General features: G+C 66.5%; 16 protein-coding genes. 10 read left to right on the top strand and 6 right to left on the bottom strand.

All coding sequences use genetic code 11. The annotated features are described in order from the left end of the window. Positions 1 to 7 precede the first annotated feature (7 nt). The 3 genes from speB to dksA all read right to left on the bottom strand — a co-directional run bounded on the left by speB (position 8) and on the right by dksA (position 2708). Positions 8 to 973 carry an agmatinase gene (speB, locus tag CLM60_RS10640; protein ID WP_095589122.1) on the bottom strand — a complete coding sequence of 322 codons (966 nt, stop codon included), beginning with the start codon at positions 971 to 973 and terminating at the stop codon, positions 8 to 10. A 64-nt stretch (positions 974 to 1037) separates the two neighbouring features. Next, positions 1038 to 2204 carry an FAD-dependent monooxygenase gene (locus CLM60_RS10635; protein ID WP_095589121.1) on the bottom strand — a complete coding sequence of 389 codons (1167 nt, stop codon included), beginning with the start codon at positions 2202 to 2204 and terminating at the stop codon, positions 1038 to 1040. 81 nt (positions 2205 to 2285) lie between these two features. Next, positions 2286 to 2708: an RNA polymerase-binding protein DksA gene (gene dksA / locus CLM60_RS10630; RefSeq protein WP_095589120.1), complete on the bottom strand. Its 423-nt coding sequence runs from the start codon at positions 2706 to 2708 to the stop codon at positions 2286 to 2288. Between the two features lie 176 nt (positions 2709 to 2884). Between dksA and CLM60_RS10625 the strand changes: the two genes are divergently transcribed. The 5 genes from CLM60_RS10625 to CLM60_RS10605 are packed head-to-tail and all read left to right on the top strand — an operon-like array spanning position 2885 to position 6888. Continuing rightward, positions 2885 to 3724 (top strand): AAA family ATPase, encoded by an 840-nt coding sequence (locus CLM60_RS10625; RefSeq protein WP_095589119.1) that lies wholly within the window; start codon positions 2885 to 2887, stop codon positions 3722 to 3724. Further along, entirely contained in the window at positions 3721 to 4167 is a 447-nt protein-coding gene (locus tag CLM60_RS10620; RefSeq protein ID WP_095589118.1) for a GNAT family N-acetyltransferase, read from the top strand. The genes CLM60_RS10625 and CLM60_RS10620 overlap by 4 nt, the downstream gene beginning before the upstream one ends. Before the next feature lie 3 nt (positions 4168 to 4170). After that, entirely contained in the window at positions 4171 to 5532 is a 1362-nt protein-coding gene (locus CLM60_RS10615; protein ID WP_095589117.1) for a DUF2927 domain-containing protein, read from the top strand. Then, positions 5529 to 5693, top strand: a complete 165-nt coding sequence (locus tag CLM60_RS20925; protein ID WP_095589116.1) for a hypothetical protein — start codon at positions 5529 to 5531, stop codon at positions 5691 to 5693. The genes CLM60_RS10615 and CLM60_RS20925 overlap by 4 nt, the downstream gene beginning before the upstream one ends. A 4-nt stretch (positions 5694 to 5697) precedes the next feature. Then, positions 5698 to 6888 (top strand): vWA domain-containing protein, encoded by a 1191-nt coding sequence (locus CLM60_RS10605; protein WP_095589115.1) that lies wholly within the window; start codon positions 5698 to 5700, stop codon positions 6886 to 6888. A gap of 78 nt (positions 6889 to 6966) precedes the next feature. Here the strand turns inward: CLM60_RS10605 and CLM60_RS21330 are convergent, their stop codons facing one another. Then, the gene (locus CLM60_RS21330; protein ID WP_095589114.1) at positions 6967 to 7839 is read right to left on the bottom strand and encodes a translation initiation factor 3; all 873 of its coding nucleotides are present in this window, start codon (positions 7837 to 7839) and stop codon (positions 6967 to 6969) included. A gap of 192 nt (positions 7840 to 8031) precedes the next feature. Between CLM60_RS21330 and infC the strand changes: the two genes are divergently transcribed. After that, the gene (gene infC / locus CLM60_RS10595; protein WP_095589113.1) at positions 8032 to 8577 is read left to right on the top strand and encodes a translation initiation factor IF-3; all 546 of its coding nucleotides are present in this window, start codon (positions 8032 to 8034) and stop codon (positions 8575 to 8577) included. Positions 8578 to 8636: 59 nt separating this feature from the next. On the opposite strand, the gene CLM60_RS10590 is transcribed toward infC, so the two are convergent. Beyond that, positions 8637 to 9218 carry a YeeE/YedE thiosulfate transporter family protein gene (locus CLM60_RS10590; RefSeq protein WP_095589112.1) on the bottom strand — a complete coding sequence of 194 codons (582 nt, stop codon included), beginning with the start codon at positions 9216 to 9218 and terminating at the stop codon, positions 8637 to 8639. A gap of 3 nt (positions 9219 to 9221) precedes the next feature. Beyond that, positions 9222 to 9773 (bottom strand): YeeE/YedE thiosulfate transporter family protein, encoded by a 552-nt coding sequence (locus CLM60_RS10585; protein WP_095589111.1) that lies wholly within the window; start codon positions 9771 to 9773, stop codon positions 9222 to 9224. Between the two features lie 310 nt (positions 9774 to 10083). Here CLM60_RS10585 and CLM60_RS10580 point away from each other — a divergent pair, with 310 nt between their 5' ends. The 4 genes from CLM60_RS10580 to CLM60_RS10565 all read left to right on the top strand — a co-directional run bounded on the left by CLM60_RS10580 (position 10084) and on the right by CLM60_RS10565 (position 14866). Then, positions 10084 to 10710: a LysE family translocator gene (locus CLM60_RS10580; RefSeq protein WP_095589346.1), complete on the top strand. Its 627-nt coding sequence runs from the start codon at positions 10084 to 10086 to the stop codon at positions 10708 to 10710. A 126-nt stretch (positions 10711 to 10836) separates the two neighbouring features. Next, positions 10837 to 11868, top strand: coding sequence for a glycosyltransferase family 2 protein (locus CLM60_RS10575; RefSeq protein WP_095589110.1), 1032 nt, complete (start codon positions 10837 to 10839; stop codon positions 11866 to 11868). Then, positions 11865 to 14186: a glycosyltransferase family 2 protein gene (locus tag CLM60_RS10570; protein WP_095589109.1), complete on the top strand. Its 2322-nt coding sequence runs from the start codon at positions 11865 to 11867 to the stop codon at positions 14184 to 14186. Before CLM60_RS10575 ends, CLM60_RS10570 begins: the two co-directional genes overlap by 4 nt. Positions 14187 to 14188: 2 nt before the next feature. Continuing rightward, positions 14189 to 14866: a hypothetical protein gene (locus tag CLM60_RS10565; RefSeq protein ID WP_095589108.1), complete on the top strand. Its 678-nt coding sequence runs from the start codon at positions 14189 to 14191 to the stop codon at positions 14864 to 14866.

Here is a 14866-nt window from a genome sequence, read left to right as displayed (position 1 = left end):
ATCCGCCTCATGCGCTGCGCTTGTTCCAGCACCACAGGCAGATCAGCTCCATCGCCACATGGGCGCCCGCGATCGCCGTGGCGCCGGTGGTGTCGAAGGGGGGCGAGACTTCGACCACATCGCCGCCGACCATATTGATCCCCGCCAGCCCGCGCAGGATCGCCCCCGCCTGCCAGCTGGCCAGCCCGCCCCAGACCGGCGTGCCGGTGCCGGGGGCAAATGCCGGGTCCAGCGCGTCGATGTCGAAGGTGACATAGGCCGGCATGTCGCCCACCACCGCCTTGATCTGCGCGGCGGTTTCGGCCGGGCTTTGAGCATGCACCGTGGGCGCGTCGATGATATGAACGCCCAGCGTGTCGGGGTTGTCCGTGCGGATGCCCACCTGGACCGAGCGCGCGGGATCGATCAGCCCGGTTTTCACCGCCTTGTAGAACATCGTGCCGTGGTCGATCCGGCCCATGTCATCATCGGCCCAGGTGTCGGAATGGGCGTCGAAATGAATGAGCGACAGCGGCCCGTGTTTCGCCGCATGGGCGCGCAGGATCGGAAAGCTGACATAGTGATCCCCGCCCAGCGCGATACAGCCCGCGCCCGCGTCCAGAATACCCGCCACATGGTCGGTCAGCGCCTGCGGGAAACCCGCGACATTGGCATAGTCGAACGCCAGATCGCCGTAATCGACGATGGCGAAGTCCTCGAGCGGGCTGAACCCCCAGCCATAGGGCGCATCGGGCGCCTGCAACGCCGAAGCCTCGCGGATCGCGCGCGGGCCCAGCCGTGTGCCGGGGCGGTTGGTCACCGCCTGATCGAAGGGCACGCCGGTGATCGCCAGATCGACGCCGGTCAGGTCCTTGGTATAGGTCCGGCGCAGGAACGAGGTCGCCCCGCCGAAGGTGTTTTCGTAGGACAGGCCGCGCTGCCCCTTGCGGGTGATGGCGGTATCGACCTGGGTTTTGGCATCTTCAAGCGCCATCGGGCTCTCCTGCAATATCGGGCGGCGGGATCAGCCTAGCGGCTGCGGGGCGCCGCGCCATCCCCTAAACCGCGCGGGCGGTCACGTCGTGATCGTAAAGCCAGTCGAACCGCGACAGCAAATGCCCCGGCGCCACCCGGCCCGTCAGCCGCAGCGTGGAATGCGCGGCGAAGCGCAGCGGCGGAAAGCGCAGGTGATAGTTGCGCGCGTTGCGGCTGGCGGCGGCGACGATCCGGGCGCAGCGGTCGCGGCGTGCCGCCTGATAGGCGGCAAAGGCGCGCGGCGCATCGTCATGCCGGGCCAGCGCATCGGCCAGCACCCAGGCATCCTCCAGCGCCATGTTGGCGCCCTGGGCCAGGAACGGCAGCGTGGGATGGGCCGCATCGCCCAGGATGACCGCCCCGCCCTTGTGCCAGCGGTCCGCCACCGGATGCCGGAACAGCCCCCACAGATGCACCCGGTCGACCCGGTCGAGCAGACCGCGCACCGTGGGGCAGAACCCGGCAAAGGCCGCGCGCAGACGGGCGGGATCGTCGACCTGGCTCCAGCTTTCCTCGGTCCAGTCGTCGCGCTCTTCGACCGCGACGATGTTCATCAGATGCCCGTCGCGCAGCGGATAGCGCACCAGATGCCGCCCCGGCCCCATATGCACCGTCACCTCGTCGGCGGGCGCCTCTGGCACGGGCACGGTCATCCGCCAGGCCACATGGCCGGTGAATGCAGGCGCGGGCGCGCCGTCGCCGATGGCCTGACGCACGACCGAATGAATGCCGTCGGCCCCGATCAGCGTTTCGCAGCGGTGATGCGCGCCCTGCAGCGTGGTCAGACAGGCGCCATCGGCGCCGATCTCGACGGTCGAGACCTGCTGCAACAGCCGCATCCGCACGCCCAGCGCGCGCGCGGCCTGTGCCAGCATGTTGATCAGATCGGCCCGGTGCACGAAATGATAGCCCCGCCCGCGGTCCATGTTCAGCCGGGTGACCCCCGCGCCGCGGTAATCGACCAGCTGCACGGCGCGTGCCCGACGGCCGATCCTTTCCAGTTCATCACCCAGGCCCAGCGCATCCAGCACCACCGCGCCATTGGGGCTGATCTGCAGCCCCGCGCCGACCTCGCGGATGCCGGCGGCCTGTTCCAGCACGGTCACCTGCGCGCCCCGGCGCGCCAGGGCAATGGCCACGGCCAACCCGCCGATCCCGGCCCCCAGAACCGTGCACTTACGCCCTATCACACCAAAATCCTCTTCGCTCGGAACACAAACACCGGGGTTTCCGGCCCCGGTGTTCTGTCACGTTCCGATCGACATTTTCCGTCAGTCGTCGCGGTGAACTTTTTCCCGGCGCTCATGGCGTTCCTGCGCCTCGAGGCTCATGGTGGCGATCGGACGCGCGTCCAGACGCTTCAACGAGATGGGCTCGCCCGTCTCTTCGCAATAGCCGTATTCGCCTTCGTCGATCCGGCGCAGCGCCGCGTCGATCTTGGCGACCAGCTTGCGCTGACGGTCCCGCGTGCGCAGCTCCAGCGCCCGGTCGGTTTCCTCGCTGGCGCGGTCGGCGATGTCGGGAATGTTGCGGGTGCTGTCCTGCAATCCCTCGATCGTGTCGCGGCTGTCGCTCAGAAGCTCGCCTTTCCAGGCCAGCAGCTTGCGTCGGAAATATTCCAGCTGGCGTTCGTTCATGAATGGTTCGTCCTCGGCGGGACGATAATCGTTGGGCAAGAAAACTTCGGCCTTCATACCTGCTCCCTTCCGCATGCCGGTTCCAAACGGACTCGATTGTTCAGCAATCCGGTCATGGGGCAGCGTGTAAAGCAACACGCAAACATTGTCACTAGCATATAGCGAGGGTTTCCGGCTTTTTGTAGGCCTGCTAGGTTCGGCCGGACCCGCAGACCTATGCATAGGAAATAGCAATGAAATTTACCGGCACCGATTCTTATGTGGCGACCGAGGACCTGTCCGTCGCGGTGAACGCGGCCGTGACGCTGGAACGTCCGCTTCTGGTCAAGGGCGAGCCGGGCACCGGCAAGACGGAACTGGCCCGCCAGGTGGCGGCGTCGCTGGGCCTGCCGATGATCGAATGGCACATCAAATCCACCACCCGCGCGCAGCAGGGGCTGTACGAATACGATGCGGTCAGCCGGTTGCGCGACAGCCAGCTGGGCGACGAGCGGGTGCATGACGTCAAGAATTACATCCGCAAGGGCAAGCTGTGGCAGGCGTTCGAGGCGCCCCAGAAATGCGTCCTGCTGATCGACGAGATCGACAAGGCGGATATCGAATTTCCCAACGACCTGCTGCAAGAGCTCGACCGGATGGAATTCCACGTCTACGAGACCGGCGAAACCGTCAGCGCCCGCACCCGGCCGGTGGTGATCATCACGTCGAACAACGAAAAGGAACTGCCCGATGCGTTCCTGCGGCGGTGTTTCTTCCACTATATCCGCTTCCCCGACATCGACACGATGCGCCAGATCGTCGAGGTCCATCACCCCGGCATCAAGGAACAGCTTCTGACCACCGCGCTGACGCAATTCTACGAACTGCGCGAGACCCAGGGGCTGAAGAAGAAGCCCTCGACCAGCGAGGTTCTGGACTGGCTGAAGCTGCTGCTGGCCGAGGATCTGTCGCCCGAGGATCTGAAACGCGACGGCGCCAACGCGCTGCCGAAGCTGCACGGCGCGCTGCTGAAGAACGAGCAGGATGTGCATCTGTTCGAACGCCTGGCCTTCATGGCGCGGGGCCAGCGATGAGCGCGGTGCAGATCCGTCCGCTGCGCGACACCGACCGCGCCGCGTGGCAGGAGCTTTGGACCGCCTATCTGGACTTCTACGAGGCCAGCGTCGCACCGGCGGTCTATGACAGCAGCTTCGCCCGGCTTCTGGGCGATGACCCACAGGATTTCCACGGCCTGATCGCCGAAATCGACGGCACCCCCGTGGGGCTGGTGCATTACCTGTTCCACCGCCACGGCTGGAAGGTCGAGAATGTGTGTTACCTGCAAGACCTCTATGCCGTGCCTGAGGTGCGCGGCCAGGGCGTGGGCCGCGCGCTGATCGAGGCGGTGTATCAGGCCGCCGACGCCGCCGGGGCGCCGCAGGTCTATTGGCTGACGCAGGATTTCAACACCAATGCGCGCCAGCTTTACGACCGGATCGGTCAGGTGACACCGTTCATCAAGTATCAAAGGGGCTAGCCCATGCGGATCGCGGTCCTTCTTCTGGCGGGGGTGTTGGCGGGATGCGCGCCGCTGGCCCGCGACACCGCCCCGCCCGTGCCGGCGGGCGACGGCGGCCTGCCGCCGATGAAAACCTTCGCGCCCGCCCGGCCCGCCATGACGCCGGTCAGCAACCTGCGGCTGGCGCAGGATTTTCTGGACCTGAGCTTTCAGATGGAAAGCGGCCGCAACCTGCGGGTGATGACCCGGTTCGAGGGGCCGATCACCCTGCGTGTGACGGGACGGCCCGCCCCCACCCTGTCGACCGACCTGAACGCCCTGCTGCAACGGCTGCGGCAAGAGGCCGGGATCGCCATCACCCGCGTGCCCGCCGACCAGCCCGCCAGCATCACCATCGAATCCCTGCCCCGCGCGCAGTTGCAGCGCCTGGTGCCGCGCGCGGCCTGTTTCGTGGCCCCCCGGGTCGACAGCTGGGACGCCTATCGCCGCGCCCGCCGCAGCGATCTGGTGGACTGGGCCGCGCTGAGCGATCGCACGCAGGTCGCCATCTTCCTGCCCGGCGATGTCAGCCCGCAAGAGGTCCGCGATTGCCTGCACGAGGAACTGGCACAGGCGCTGGGGCCGCTCAACGACCTCTATCGCCTGCCCGAAAGCGTGTTCAACGACGACAATTTCCACAATGTCCTGACGGGCTATGACATGCTGATCCTGCGCACCTATTACGCGCCGGAACTGCATAACGGCATGACCCGCGAACAGGCCGCCGCCCGGGTGCCGGGCATTCTGGCGCGGCTGAACCCGCGCGGTCAGGGGCTGGGCGGGGACGCCCGCGTGCAGCCCACGCCGCGCACCTGGATCGACGCCATCGAACAGGCGCTGGGGCCGCGCATGTCCAACAGCCGCCGCCGCGCCGCCGCCGCCCGTGCGCTGGGGCTGGCCCGGGGGCTGGGCTGGCGCGACAACCGGCTGGGCTTCAGCCTGTTCGCGCAGGGCCGCCTGAACCAGGCCGACGATACCGACCTTGCGCTGGCCTCGTTCGTGGCCGCGCAACAGGTGTTTCTGTCCGATCCCGCCACCCGCCTGCACGCCGCGCATGTGGCGATGCACCTGGCCGCCTATGCGCTGACCACCGGCGAATTCACCACCGCCATCGCGATGATCAACGACAACCTCGCCCCGGTGATGGAGGGCCAGAACGCCGCGCTTCTGGCGACCATGCTGATGATCAAGGCCGAGGCACTGGAGGCCACCGACCGCCCGGCCGAGGCGCGTGCCGTCCGGCTCGACAGTCTGGGATGGGCGCGGTATGGCTTCGGCTCGGAAACCGAAATCCGGAGCCGCCTGCGCGAAGTGGCGGCGCTGAACCCGAAAGGATCCACATGATCGTCATCGCCGCCGCCCTTCTTGGCGTTTTCATGGGCGTCCGCCGCGCCACCAAGCTGCACGGCGCGTTTCTGGACAAGCTGCAATATGGCGCGGCTTTCGGGCTGGCCTTTGCGCTGGTCGGCATGTTCGTGACCATCTTCCTGGAACGGATGCTCTGAGCCGATGTTCATCCCCTTTTTCCAGACATTGCGCGAGGCGGGCATCCCGGTCAGCCTGCGCGAATATCTGGCGTTCCTGGAGGGGATGAAGGCGGGTCTTGTGACCTATGATGTCGAGGGGTTCTATTACCTGGCGCGCACCGCCATGGTGAAGGACGAGCGCCATCTGGACCGGTTCGATCAGGCCTTTGCCAAGACCTTCGAGGGGTTGGAAAACATCAGCTTCGAACAGACGCTGGATGCCGTGAACCTGCCCGAAGACTGGCTGCGCAAGATGGCCGAAAAGCATCTGAGCCCCGAGGAAATGGCCGAGATCGAGGCCCTGGGCGGCTTCGACAAGCTGATGGACACCCTGCGCGAACGGCTCAAGGAACAGCAGGGCCGGCATCAGGGCGGGAACAAGTGGATCGGCACCGCCGGGACCAGCCCCTTCGGCGCCTATGGCTACAACCCCGAGGGCGTGCGCATCGGCCAGGACCGCTCGCGCCACCAGCGCGCGGTCAAGGTCTGGGACAAGCGCGAATTCAAGAACCTGGACGACAGCGTTGAACTGGGCACGCGCAACATCAAGGTCGCGCTGAAACGCCTGCGCCGCTGGGCACGGGATGGCGCGGCCGAGGAGCTGGATCTGGACGAAACCATCCGCGCCACCGCCGATCACGGCTATCTGGACGTGAAAACCCGGCCCGAGCGGCGCAACGCGGTCAAGGTGCTGCTGTTTCTGGATGTGGGCGGGTCGATGGACCCCTATATCCAGCTGGTCGAGGAACTGTTTTCCGCCGCAAGGTCGGAATTCAAACATCTGGAATATTACTACTTCCACAATTGCCTGTACGAGGGCGTCTGGCGCGACAACCGCCGCCGCTGGGACCAACAGACGCCCACCGCCGAGGTGCTGCGCACCTATGGCCCGGATTACAAATGCATCTTCGTGGGCGATGCCAGCATGTCCCCTTACGAGGTCGCCATGCCCGGCGGCGCGAACGAGCACTGGAACGAGGAAGCCGGCCAGGTCTGGCTACAGCGCGCACGGGCGCAATGGCCCGGGCATCTGTGGCTGAACCCGACCCCGGAACGCTATTGGCAATATACCCAGTCGATCACGATGATCCGCCAGATCTTCGAGGACCGCATGGTCCCGATGACGCTGGAGGGGATCGAACGCGGCATGAAGGCCCTGTCCCGCGCCACCTGAATTCCCGAACCCAAACGCAAAACGCCGCGCGGGGATGTCCCGGCGCGGCGTTTCCGTTTGGGGGGTTGCCCCCGGTTCTTACATGCCCAGCGCGGCCTTGACCTGATCCAGCACGCCCTGCACCAGCGCGGGGTTGTCCCCGGCCTGATTGACGGCGGCTTTCAGCGGCTCGGCCACGGTCGGCGACAGGTTGGCGTCGTCGATCATCTTGACGACCGCGTCGGCGTCGAACCCGTCGGCGGTCAGCGCGTCGGGGGTGGCGGCATCGGTGGCCGCGCCCATCGCGTCGCTGGCGGCATCGGTCGCCTCGGTGGTCGCGTCTGTCGCGGCATCTGTTGCGTCAGTCGCGGTGTCCGTGGCCGCATCGGCGGCGTCGCCGGCGGCTTCGGTCGCGGCGTCCGTGGCATCGGTGGCTGCGTCGGTCGCGGCATCGGTGGCTTCAGTCGCCGCATCCATCGCTTCGGTCGCGGTATCGGTGGCCGCGTCGGTGGTGGCCTCCATCGCGTCGGCGCCCGCGTCGGCCGCATCGCTTGCGGTTCCGGTCACGGCGTCTGCCGCATCGCTTGCGGCTTCGGTGGCGGCATCGACGGCATCGGCCGCTGCCTCGGTCGCGGCGTCGACCGCGTCACCGGCGGCCTCCATCGCCTCACCTGCGGCTTCGGTTGCGGCGTCAGCGGCTTCGCTGGCGGTTTCGCCCACGGCCTCCATCGCGTCACCGGCGGCTTCGGTGGCCGCATCGACCGCCTCGCCCGCGGCTTCCATCGCGTCGTCTGCGGCTTCGGTCGCGGCCTCGACCGCGTCACCGGCGGCGGTTGCGGCATCTTCGGTGGTTTCCGTCACGGCCTCGGCGGCGTCCTGCATCGCCTCTTTGCCGTCCTTGTTCCCAAACAGGAAATAGGCCCCGATCCCGATGGCGGCCAGCGCCACGATTGCAATAACGGTGTTCTTCATTTCGAGGTCCTCAATTCGTTCTACGCCCAATATATGCGCGCATGGTTTTACCCGTGAACAGGGGAATGAAAACCGGAATTCCCCCCAAAGGCGAAAGCCCGCCGACAAAACGAATGGATTCGCCGCTTGAAACGCCCCCGGCGCGCGTCTATTTTGCGCGCACTCTAAAGCAACTATCGAAGGAACGGCACCATAGCCCGCAGACCTCATAACGCGCCCCCGACGCGCGACACCGGCCCCCGCGTCAACGATCGCATCCGTGCGCCCGAAATCCGCCTGATCGGCGCCGATGGCGAAAATGTCGGCGTGGTCTCGCCGCGCCGCGCCCTGGAAATGGCCGAAGAAGCCGGTCTGGACCTGGTGGAAATCTCGCCCAACGCGACGCCGCCCGTGTGCAAGATCATGGATTTCGGCAAGTTCAAATACGAACAGCAGAAACGCGAATCCGAGGCCCGCAAGAAGCAGAAGACCATTGAGGTCAAAGAGGTCAAGTTCCGCCCGAACACCGATACGCATGACTATGACGTCAAGATGCGCAACGTGTTCAAATTCCTGGAAAACGGCGACAAGGTGAAGGTCACCCTGCGGTTCCGTGGCCGGGAAATGGCGCACCAGAACCTGGGCCGCGAGCTGCTGGAACGGGTGGCCGAGGACGTGAAAGAGATCGGCAAGGTCGAAAACATGCCGAAGATGGAAGGCCGTCAGATGGTGATGATGATCGGGCCGGTGGCGAAATAACGCCCCTTTTCCGGTGATCCAATGGATCGAAAGGCGCCCCGCAGGGCGCCTTTTTCATGTCATTCCGCCGGTGCGGCGACCTTGCTGCGGCCGGTCAGGCTGGGCGGCAGCAGGAACGCGATCAGCACGAAGGCCGCGCCCATCACGATCCCCGCGACATCGCCGGGTACGCCGGGCAACAGCGCGTCGTATTTCGACCCGGGCACCTGTCCCAGCGTCAGCGCGCTGCCCGAAAGCAGCCCGCTGGCCTTCCACATCGGATAGGTCGCCATATAGGCCGCAGCCCCCAGCAGCCCGCCCGCGATGAAAAACAGCGCGTCCTTGCGCCCCGATGCCGCCGCGCAGACGCCCGTGCCCGGGCAATAGCCCGACGCGGCCCATCCCAGGCCCAGCATCAGCCCGCCGATAAAGACGCCGACATAGGCCGTCTTGACCGACATATGCCCCACATCCACCAGGCCCAGCATCTGGCCCCCGAACATCAGGATCGATGCGGTGCCAATGGCCAGCAGGATGGTCTTCATCAGGTGCAGGTTGGCCAGATTCAGCATCTTGCCGATCAGCGTGGGGTTGGTGGCCCCGATCCGGTCCAGCACCGCGCCGAAAGCGGCGCCAATCACGATTGCCAGAAAGATTTCCATGGCTTAGTCCTCCGCCTTGAACATCAACAGCGCCGTCGGGATCGCCGCGGCAAAGGCCCCGACGGCAAAGACATAGCCCGAGATCGCGGTCTGCATCATCCCCGACATCATGTGCCCCGAGGTGCAGCCGCCAGCCAGCCGCGCGCCATACAGCACGATGAAGCCGCCCAAGAACGCCACCAAGTATCGCTTGCCCGCGCCATCGCCGAAATTGGCCCGCCACAGCGCCGGCGCGCGACGTTCATCGGCCCCCAGCCCGCCACGGGCAAAGACCGACGCCGCCGCCCCGGCCATCATCGCCAGCACGAAGACAAAGGAATAGTTCAGCGGGTTGGCCACGGATTTCGCATATTTGCCGCCCGATTTCGCCAGATAGGCATTGGTCGAGGTATAGCCCTCGTCCGTCTGGGTCACGACCCCGGGGCTTGCCGCATCCCAAAGGATGCCGTCCAGGATCACGAATTGCGTGGATACCCCGATCGGTTTGACCAGAAGCACCGCCAGGAAAAAGACCAGCCCCAGCGCCAGCCCCCCGACCTTCCAGGATAAAGTCATCTGTTCACTCCCGTTACATTCGATTTTCAGAATGTAACGAAGCCCCCGCCAGATAACCTTGATCCATATCAACGTTAAACGCCGCGGGAGGGAGGGCCCGCGGCGCAAGAAACTGCAATGGGACATGCAGTCATTCGCGGGGAACGCACCGCAGACGCAGAAACGGCGCATCCCCCACGACTCCAATCTAGCCATGGGACGCGGCCTCTGCCTTGATCGAAATCAACTGCGCCCCGGAATTTGCCGCTGCCAAAGGCTTGTCGCGCGGGGCAAATCGTGGCTTTTTGACAGGCAACCGAAAGGAATGATGATGTCTGTTGACCTTTGGCTTGCCTATGTCGCCGCATCGGTGGTTCTGCTGATGATCCCGGGGCCCACAATCCTGCTGGTGATTTCCTATGCCCTGACCCAGGGCCGGCGGGTCGCGGTCAGCATGGCGCTGGGGGTCGCGCTGGGGGATTTCCTCGCGATGACGGCCTCGCTTCTGGGGCTGGGGGCGCTGGTCATGGCCTCGGCCACGCTGTTCACGGCGCTGAAATGGGTTGGCGCGGCCTATCTGGTCTATCTGGGGATCAAGCTGCTGCGCAGCCGCCCGACGCTGGATCTGTCCGACATGACGGCCACGCCGCCGAAAACCGCGCGCGCGGTCTTTGGCCATGCCGCGGCGGTGACCGCGCTGAACCCCAAATCCATCGCCTTTTTCATCGCCTTCGTGCCGCAATTCATCCGGCCCGAGGCCCCGATCGCCCCGCAATTCGGTATCCTGATCGCCACTTTCGTCACGCTGGCGGCGCTGAACGCGCTGGCCTATGCGCTGCTGGCCGACCGGCTGCGGATGCGCATCCGCAAGCCCGGCGTGTTGCGCTGGATGAACCGGGCGGGCGGCGGGGCGCTAGTGGGGATGGGCGCGCTGACCGCGGCGATGCAGCGGGCCTGAGAATTGACCCGCGCGCGCGGCTCTGGCACCTATGTCCAACCGCAGGCAGCACAGACAGGGACCTGATCCCGCCCGGGCAGGCACGCTTATGACCCTCGACATCCGGACAATGACTGGGCCACGCCCATGAAGATAACCGCGTTCACCTGCGTCAAGAACGAGGGTCCGTTCCTGTTGGAATGGATCGCCTATAACCGCCTGCTGGGCGTGACGGGGCAGCTGTTCTATTCCAACGACTGCACCGACGGCACCGATACGCTGCTGGATGTGCTGGCGGGCCACGGGATCGTACAGCACCTGCCGAACCCCGCCAAAAGCCGGAAATACCAGGTCGAGGCGCTGCGCGACGCCCGCCGCCAGCCCATCGTGACCGAAGCCGACTGGCTGTGGAACGCCGATGTGGACGAGTTTCTGAACATCCGCGTGGGCGATGGCACCATCCCGGAGCTGATCGAAGCCTGCGGCGGGCCCGACGCGATTTCGATCACGCATCAGCACTTCGCCAGCACACCGGTGACCGATTTCGTGGACGCCCCGGTGATCGGGCAATTCACCCGCTCGCACAATCCCGATATCTGGTGCGATCACCTGGCGATCGAGGTCAAGACGCTGATGCGCGCCGATCTGCCGTCGGATTACTGGGGCGCGCACCGGCCGTTTCTGAAAGGGTTCGACAAGGACCGCCTGCCGCGCTGGACAGACGGATCGGGGCGGCAGGTCAGCCGTACCTTCATCCTGAACGACGCCGACAAGCGGCTGTTCGGTTACACCGCCAGGGGCGCGCGCGATTTCGCGACGCTGAACCATTACGCCCTGCGGTCGCTGGACAGCTATCTGGTCAAGATCGACCGGGGCGATGTGAACCGCGAAAACCGCGCTTTTGACGACACCTATTGGCGCGAGCGGAACGATGCCGCTTTCGAGGACACGTCGATCCAGCGCCACCTGCCGAAGCTGCATGACGGGATTGCCGCGCTCAAGGCGCTGCCCGGCGTGGCACAGGCGCATGACGATTGCGTGGCCAGCCACCGCGCCACCATCGACCGGCTGATGGCACAGGACGATTATGCCGCCACGCGCGCGCAGCTTCTGGCGGCATCCCCCCTGCCCCCGGCCGAGGATGCGCTGATCGCCATGCTACAGGCGGCCCGCGCATGACCGAGATCTGGCTGCATATCGGCCTGCCCTATTGCGGTGCGGAACGCATCCAGCAGGTGTTGGCGGCGCGGCGCGGGGCGCTGAAACGCATGGGCGTGCTGTTCGCCACCACACCCGGGCGGCGCAACCACACGCGGCTGTTTCTGGCCGCAAGCGATCCCGACATGGTGGGGCAATTGCGCGCCCAGCGCGGCTTTGCCGAGCCCGACAAACAGGCCGCCCTGCGGGCGGAGGTGCAACAGGCCCTGACGGACGAGATCGCCGCCGCCCAGCCGCAGACCGTCATCCTGTCGGCGCAACAGCTGGCCATCGATCTGCACCGCGACAGCGAGCTCGCCCGCCTGCACGACATGCTGGCCCCGCTGGCCAGTCGCATCCGCGTTCTGGCGCATCTGGACAACCCCGCCCGGATGCTGGCCGCGCATTACGCCGAACAGATCCGCGACGGGCGCACCGCGCCTTTGGACCGTGATCTCGCGCTGCTGGCGGCGCCCGACTGGTCCACCGCCGCACTGGCCGACTGGACCCCGGGCGATGTCCTGCGCCATCAGTCCCCCGATGTGCAGGCGCCGCCGCCCTGGCTGGACTATGCCGCGCTGCAATCCCGGTGGGAGCGTGCCTTTGGCGCGGGCAATGTGCAGTTGCGCAGCTATAGCGCCGCGCGGTTCGCCGACACCGCCCTGCCGGACGAGATCGCCGAAAGCTTCGCCCTGCCCGGCACGTTGAACCCGGTCGAGCTGGCCCCCGATCCCGCGCCGCTGTCGGACGCCACGCTGGAACGCGGGCGGCTTTTGAATGCGCAGCTGATCCGGCTTCTGGCCACGGGCCGCAGCGTACCGCGCCGGATGTGGCGACGGTTCCTGGACGAGGTCGCGGTGCCCGGCGCGCCGCTGGACCCCGGGGCGCTGGCCGTAGTCTCGGACCGCTTTGCACAAGCGAACGCGGCGCTGGCCGACGCGCATCCGGGGCTGAACGCCGAAACCTTCAACGCCCCCGATCCCAAACCCGCCTGGACCCCACCCGATCCGCAAATGGGATACCGCGCGACGCAATATCTGGCAGCGTTCCTGCCCCGGATCGACCGCGCCACGCGCGAGGAACAGCGCGCCACAAAATCCGCGCGCACGCCCGAGCTGAGCCCCGCCGCGCAGGCCATCCTGCCCGATACCGCCCGGGCCAAGCTGGACGAGCTGCGCCGCAGCCCCTTTGCCCCGCACAACCTGCTGGGCGGCATCGACGAAACCCAGGCCGGCCCCGATTTCACCACCCCCACCCCGCGCAGCCTGCCCGAGGGGCGCAGCGGCAATGTGGTCGTGGCCTGCATGAAGAACGAAGGCCCCTATATCCTGGAATGGGTCGCCTATCACCGGCTGGTGGGGTTCGATACCTTTCTGATCTATACCAATGACTGCACCGACGGGACCGATCAGATCCTGCAACGGCTACAGGCGATGGGCATCCTGCACCACCGGTCCAACAACGGTTGGAAGGGCAAATCCCCGCAGCAATACGCGCTGAACCAGTCCCTGCGCGAGCCGGTGATGCAACAGGCCGACTGGATCGCGCATTTCGACGTGGACGAGTTCGTGAACATCCGCTGCGGCAACGGCACGCTGGACGATTTCTTCGCCCATTGCCCGGATGCGACCCATGTGGCGATGACCTGGCGGCTTTTCGGCACCAATGGCGTCACCGAATTCCGCGACGCACCGGTGATCGGCCAATTCGACCATTGCGCGCCGAAATACTGCCCCAAGCCGCACACCGCCTGGGGGTTCAAGACCCTGAGCCGCAATATCGGCGCCTATGAAAAGCTCAGCTGTCACCGCCCGAACAAGCTGCAGGCGGACATGCGCGACCGGGTGCGCTGGGTCAACGGCTCGGCCCGGGCGATGGGCGATACGGTGGTCGAAAACGGCTGGCGGTCGTCGAAACGCACCATCGGCTATGACCTGCTGCAACTGAACCATTACGCGCTGCGCTCGGCCGACAGTTTCCTGGTCAAGCGCCAGCGTGGCCGGGCGCTGCATGTGGATCGCACGATCGGGATGAACTACTGGATCCGGATGGACTGGAACGACCACCGCGATGTCACGATCCAGCGCAACCTGCCCCGGCTGCGGGCCGAGATCGCCCGGCTGAAGCAGGATGCGGAGCTGGCCGCGCTGCATCAGGCGGCGGTCGACTGGCACCGCGCCAAGGCGGCCGAGCTGCGCGCCGACCCTGAATTCGCGGACCTGCTGAGGTCGATCCGCGGCGCCGACCTGACCGCGACCGAACGCGCGGCCTTCGCCCTGTCGCTGGATATGGAGAGCTGAGCATGGACGCCCCCGCCGCCGACACCCGCGCCTATGGCCTGACCCTGCCCGCCGATCCGCGCGTGCTGACCAAGCGGCGGCTGCGGCAGCTGCGCGACGGGCGGTTTGCGGCGGCGATGGTCCGCACCGCCCTGCGCCAGACCGATCCACAGGACCGGGTGCTGACGCTGTGGTCCGGCCCGGGCCTGATCCCGGCGCTGCTGAGCCTGCGGCTGGGCATCCGGCACATTCAGGCCGTCGACCCCGCCCAGCCGCTTTGCGAATATGCCGAGCGGCTTTACCGCGCCAACGGGATCGAAACCGTGCAGGCGCTGCACGGCCTGCCGGGCCTGCGCAAGGGCCAGGCCGCGTTCCACCTGCGCGGTGACCTGCTGCTGTCCAGCACCGATGACCAGCCCGGCGGCGTGGTCGAAACGGTGCAGGTGCCGGCGCTGAACACCGGGCATCTGATCCGCGATTTCGCCCCCGATGTGCTGGTTGGCGACATGTCGCACGCCCCCGCCAACCTGCTGGCCCAGGCCGATCTGTCGGGGCTGCGGATGGCGGTGCTGACCCTGCCGCCGCAATCGGCGGGGCCGGCGGTGATTGCGGGGCTCTTCCGGGCCTTGGGCGATGGCGGGCTGACCTATGCGCCCAAGCAATCGGCGGGCCGCGTCGTGACTTTTCGGCGGGACTGGTAG

Origin of the sequence: Actibacterium ureilyticum, from assembly GCF_002285435.1 — a bacterium.
GTDB classification, from domain to species: Bacteria; Pseudomonadota; Alphaproteobacteria; order Rhodobacterales; family Rhodobacteraceae; genus Actibacterium_C; species Actibacterium_C ureilyticum.
The sequence above is the reverse complement of the archived record's forward strand: the minus strand, read 5'-3'. Positions and strand labels throughout refer to the sequence as shown.

Excerpts from the sequence above, each read along its gene's own strand:
- CLM60_RS10625 (WP_095589119.1), top strand. The coding sequence starts at position 2,885 with ATGAAATTTACCGGCACCGATTCTTATGTGGCGACCGAGGACCTGTCC.
- CLM60_RS10585 (WP_095589111.1), bottom strand. The coding sequence starts at position 9,773 with ATGACTTTATCCTGGAAGGTCGGGGGGCTGGCGCTGGGGCTGGTCTTT.
- CLM60_RS10570 (WP_095589109.1), top strand. The coding sequence starts at position 11,865 with ATGACCGAGATCTGGCTGCATATCGGCCTGCCCTATTGCGGTGCGGAA.
- CLM60_RS10590 (WP_095589112.1), bottom strand. The coding sequence starts at position 9,218 with ATGGAAATCTTTCTGGCAATCGTGATTGGCGCCGCTTTCGGCGCGGTG.
- CLM60_RS10620 (WP_095589118.1), top strand. The coding sequence starts at position 3,721 with ATGAGCGCGGTGCAGATCCGTCCGCTGCGCGACACCGACCGCGCCGCG.
- CLM60_RS20925 (WP_095589116.1), top strand. The coding sequence starts at position 5,529 with ATGATCGTCATCGCCGCCGCCCTTCTTGGCGTTTTCATGGGCGTCCGC.
- CLM60_RS10575 (WP_095589110.1), top strand. The coding sequence starts at position 10,837 with ATGAAGATAACCGCGTTCACCTGCGTCAAGAACGAGGGTCCGTTCCTG.
- dksA (WP_095589120.1), bottom strand. The coding sequence starts at position 2,708 with ATGAAGGCCGAAGTTTTCTTGCCCAACGATTATCGTCCCGCCGAGGAC.
- CLM60_RS10565 (WP_095589108.1), top strand. The coding sequence starts at position 14,189 with ATGGACGCCCCCGCCGCCGACACCCGCGCCTATGGCCTGACCCTGCCC.
- CLM60_RS21330 (WP_095589114.1), bottom strand. The coding sequence starts at position 7,839 with ATGAAGAACACCGTTATTGCAATCGTGGCGCTGGCCGCCATCGGGATC.
- speB (WP_095589122.1), bottom strand. The coding sequence starts at position 973 with ATGGCGCTTGAAGATGCCAAAACCCAGGTCGATACCGCCATCACCCGC.
- CLM60_RS10605 (WP_095589115.1), top strand. The coding sequence starts at position 5,698 with ATGTTCATCCCCTTTTTCCAGACATTGCGCGAGGCGGGCATCCCGGTC.
- CLM60_RS10615 (WP_095589117.1), top strand. The coding sequence starts at position 4,171 with ATGCGGATCGCGGTCCTTCTTCTGGCGGGGGTGTTGGCGGGATGCGCG.
- CLM60_RS10580 (WP_095589346.1), top strand. The coding sequence starts at position 10,084 with ATGTCTGTTGACCTTTGGCTTGCCTATGTCGCCGCATCGGTGGTTCTG.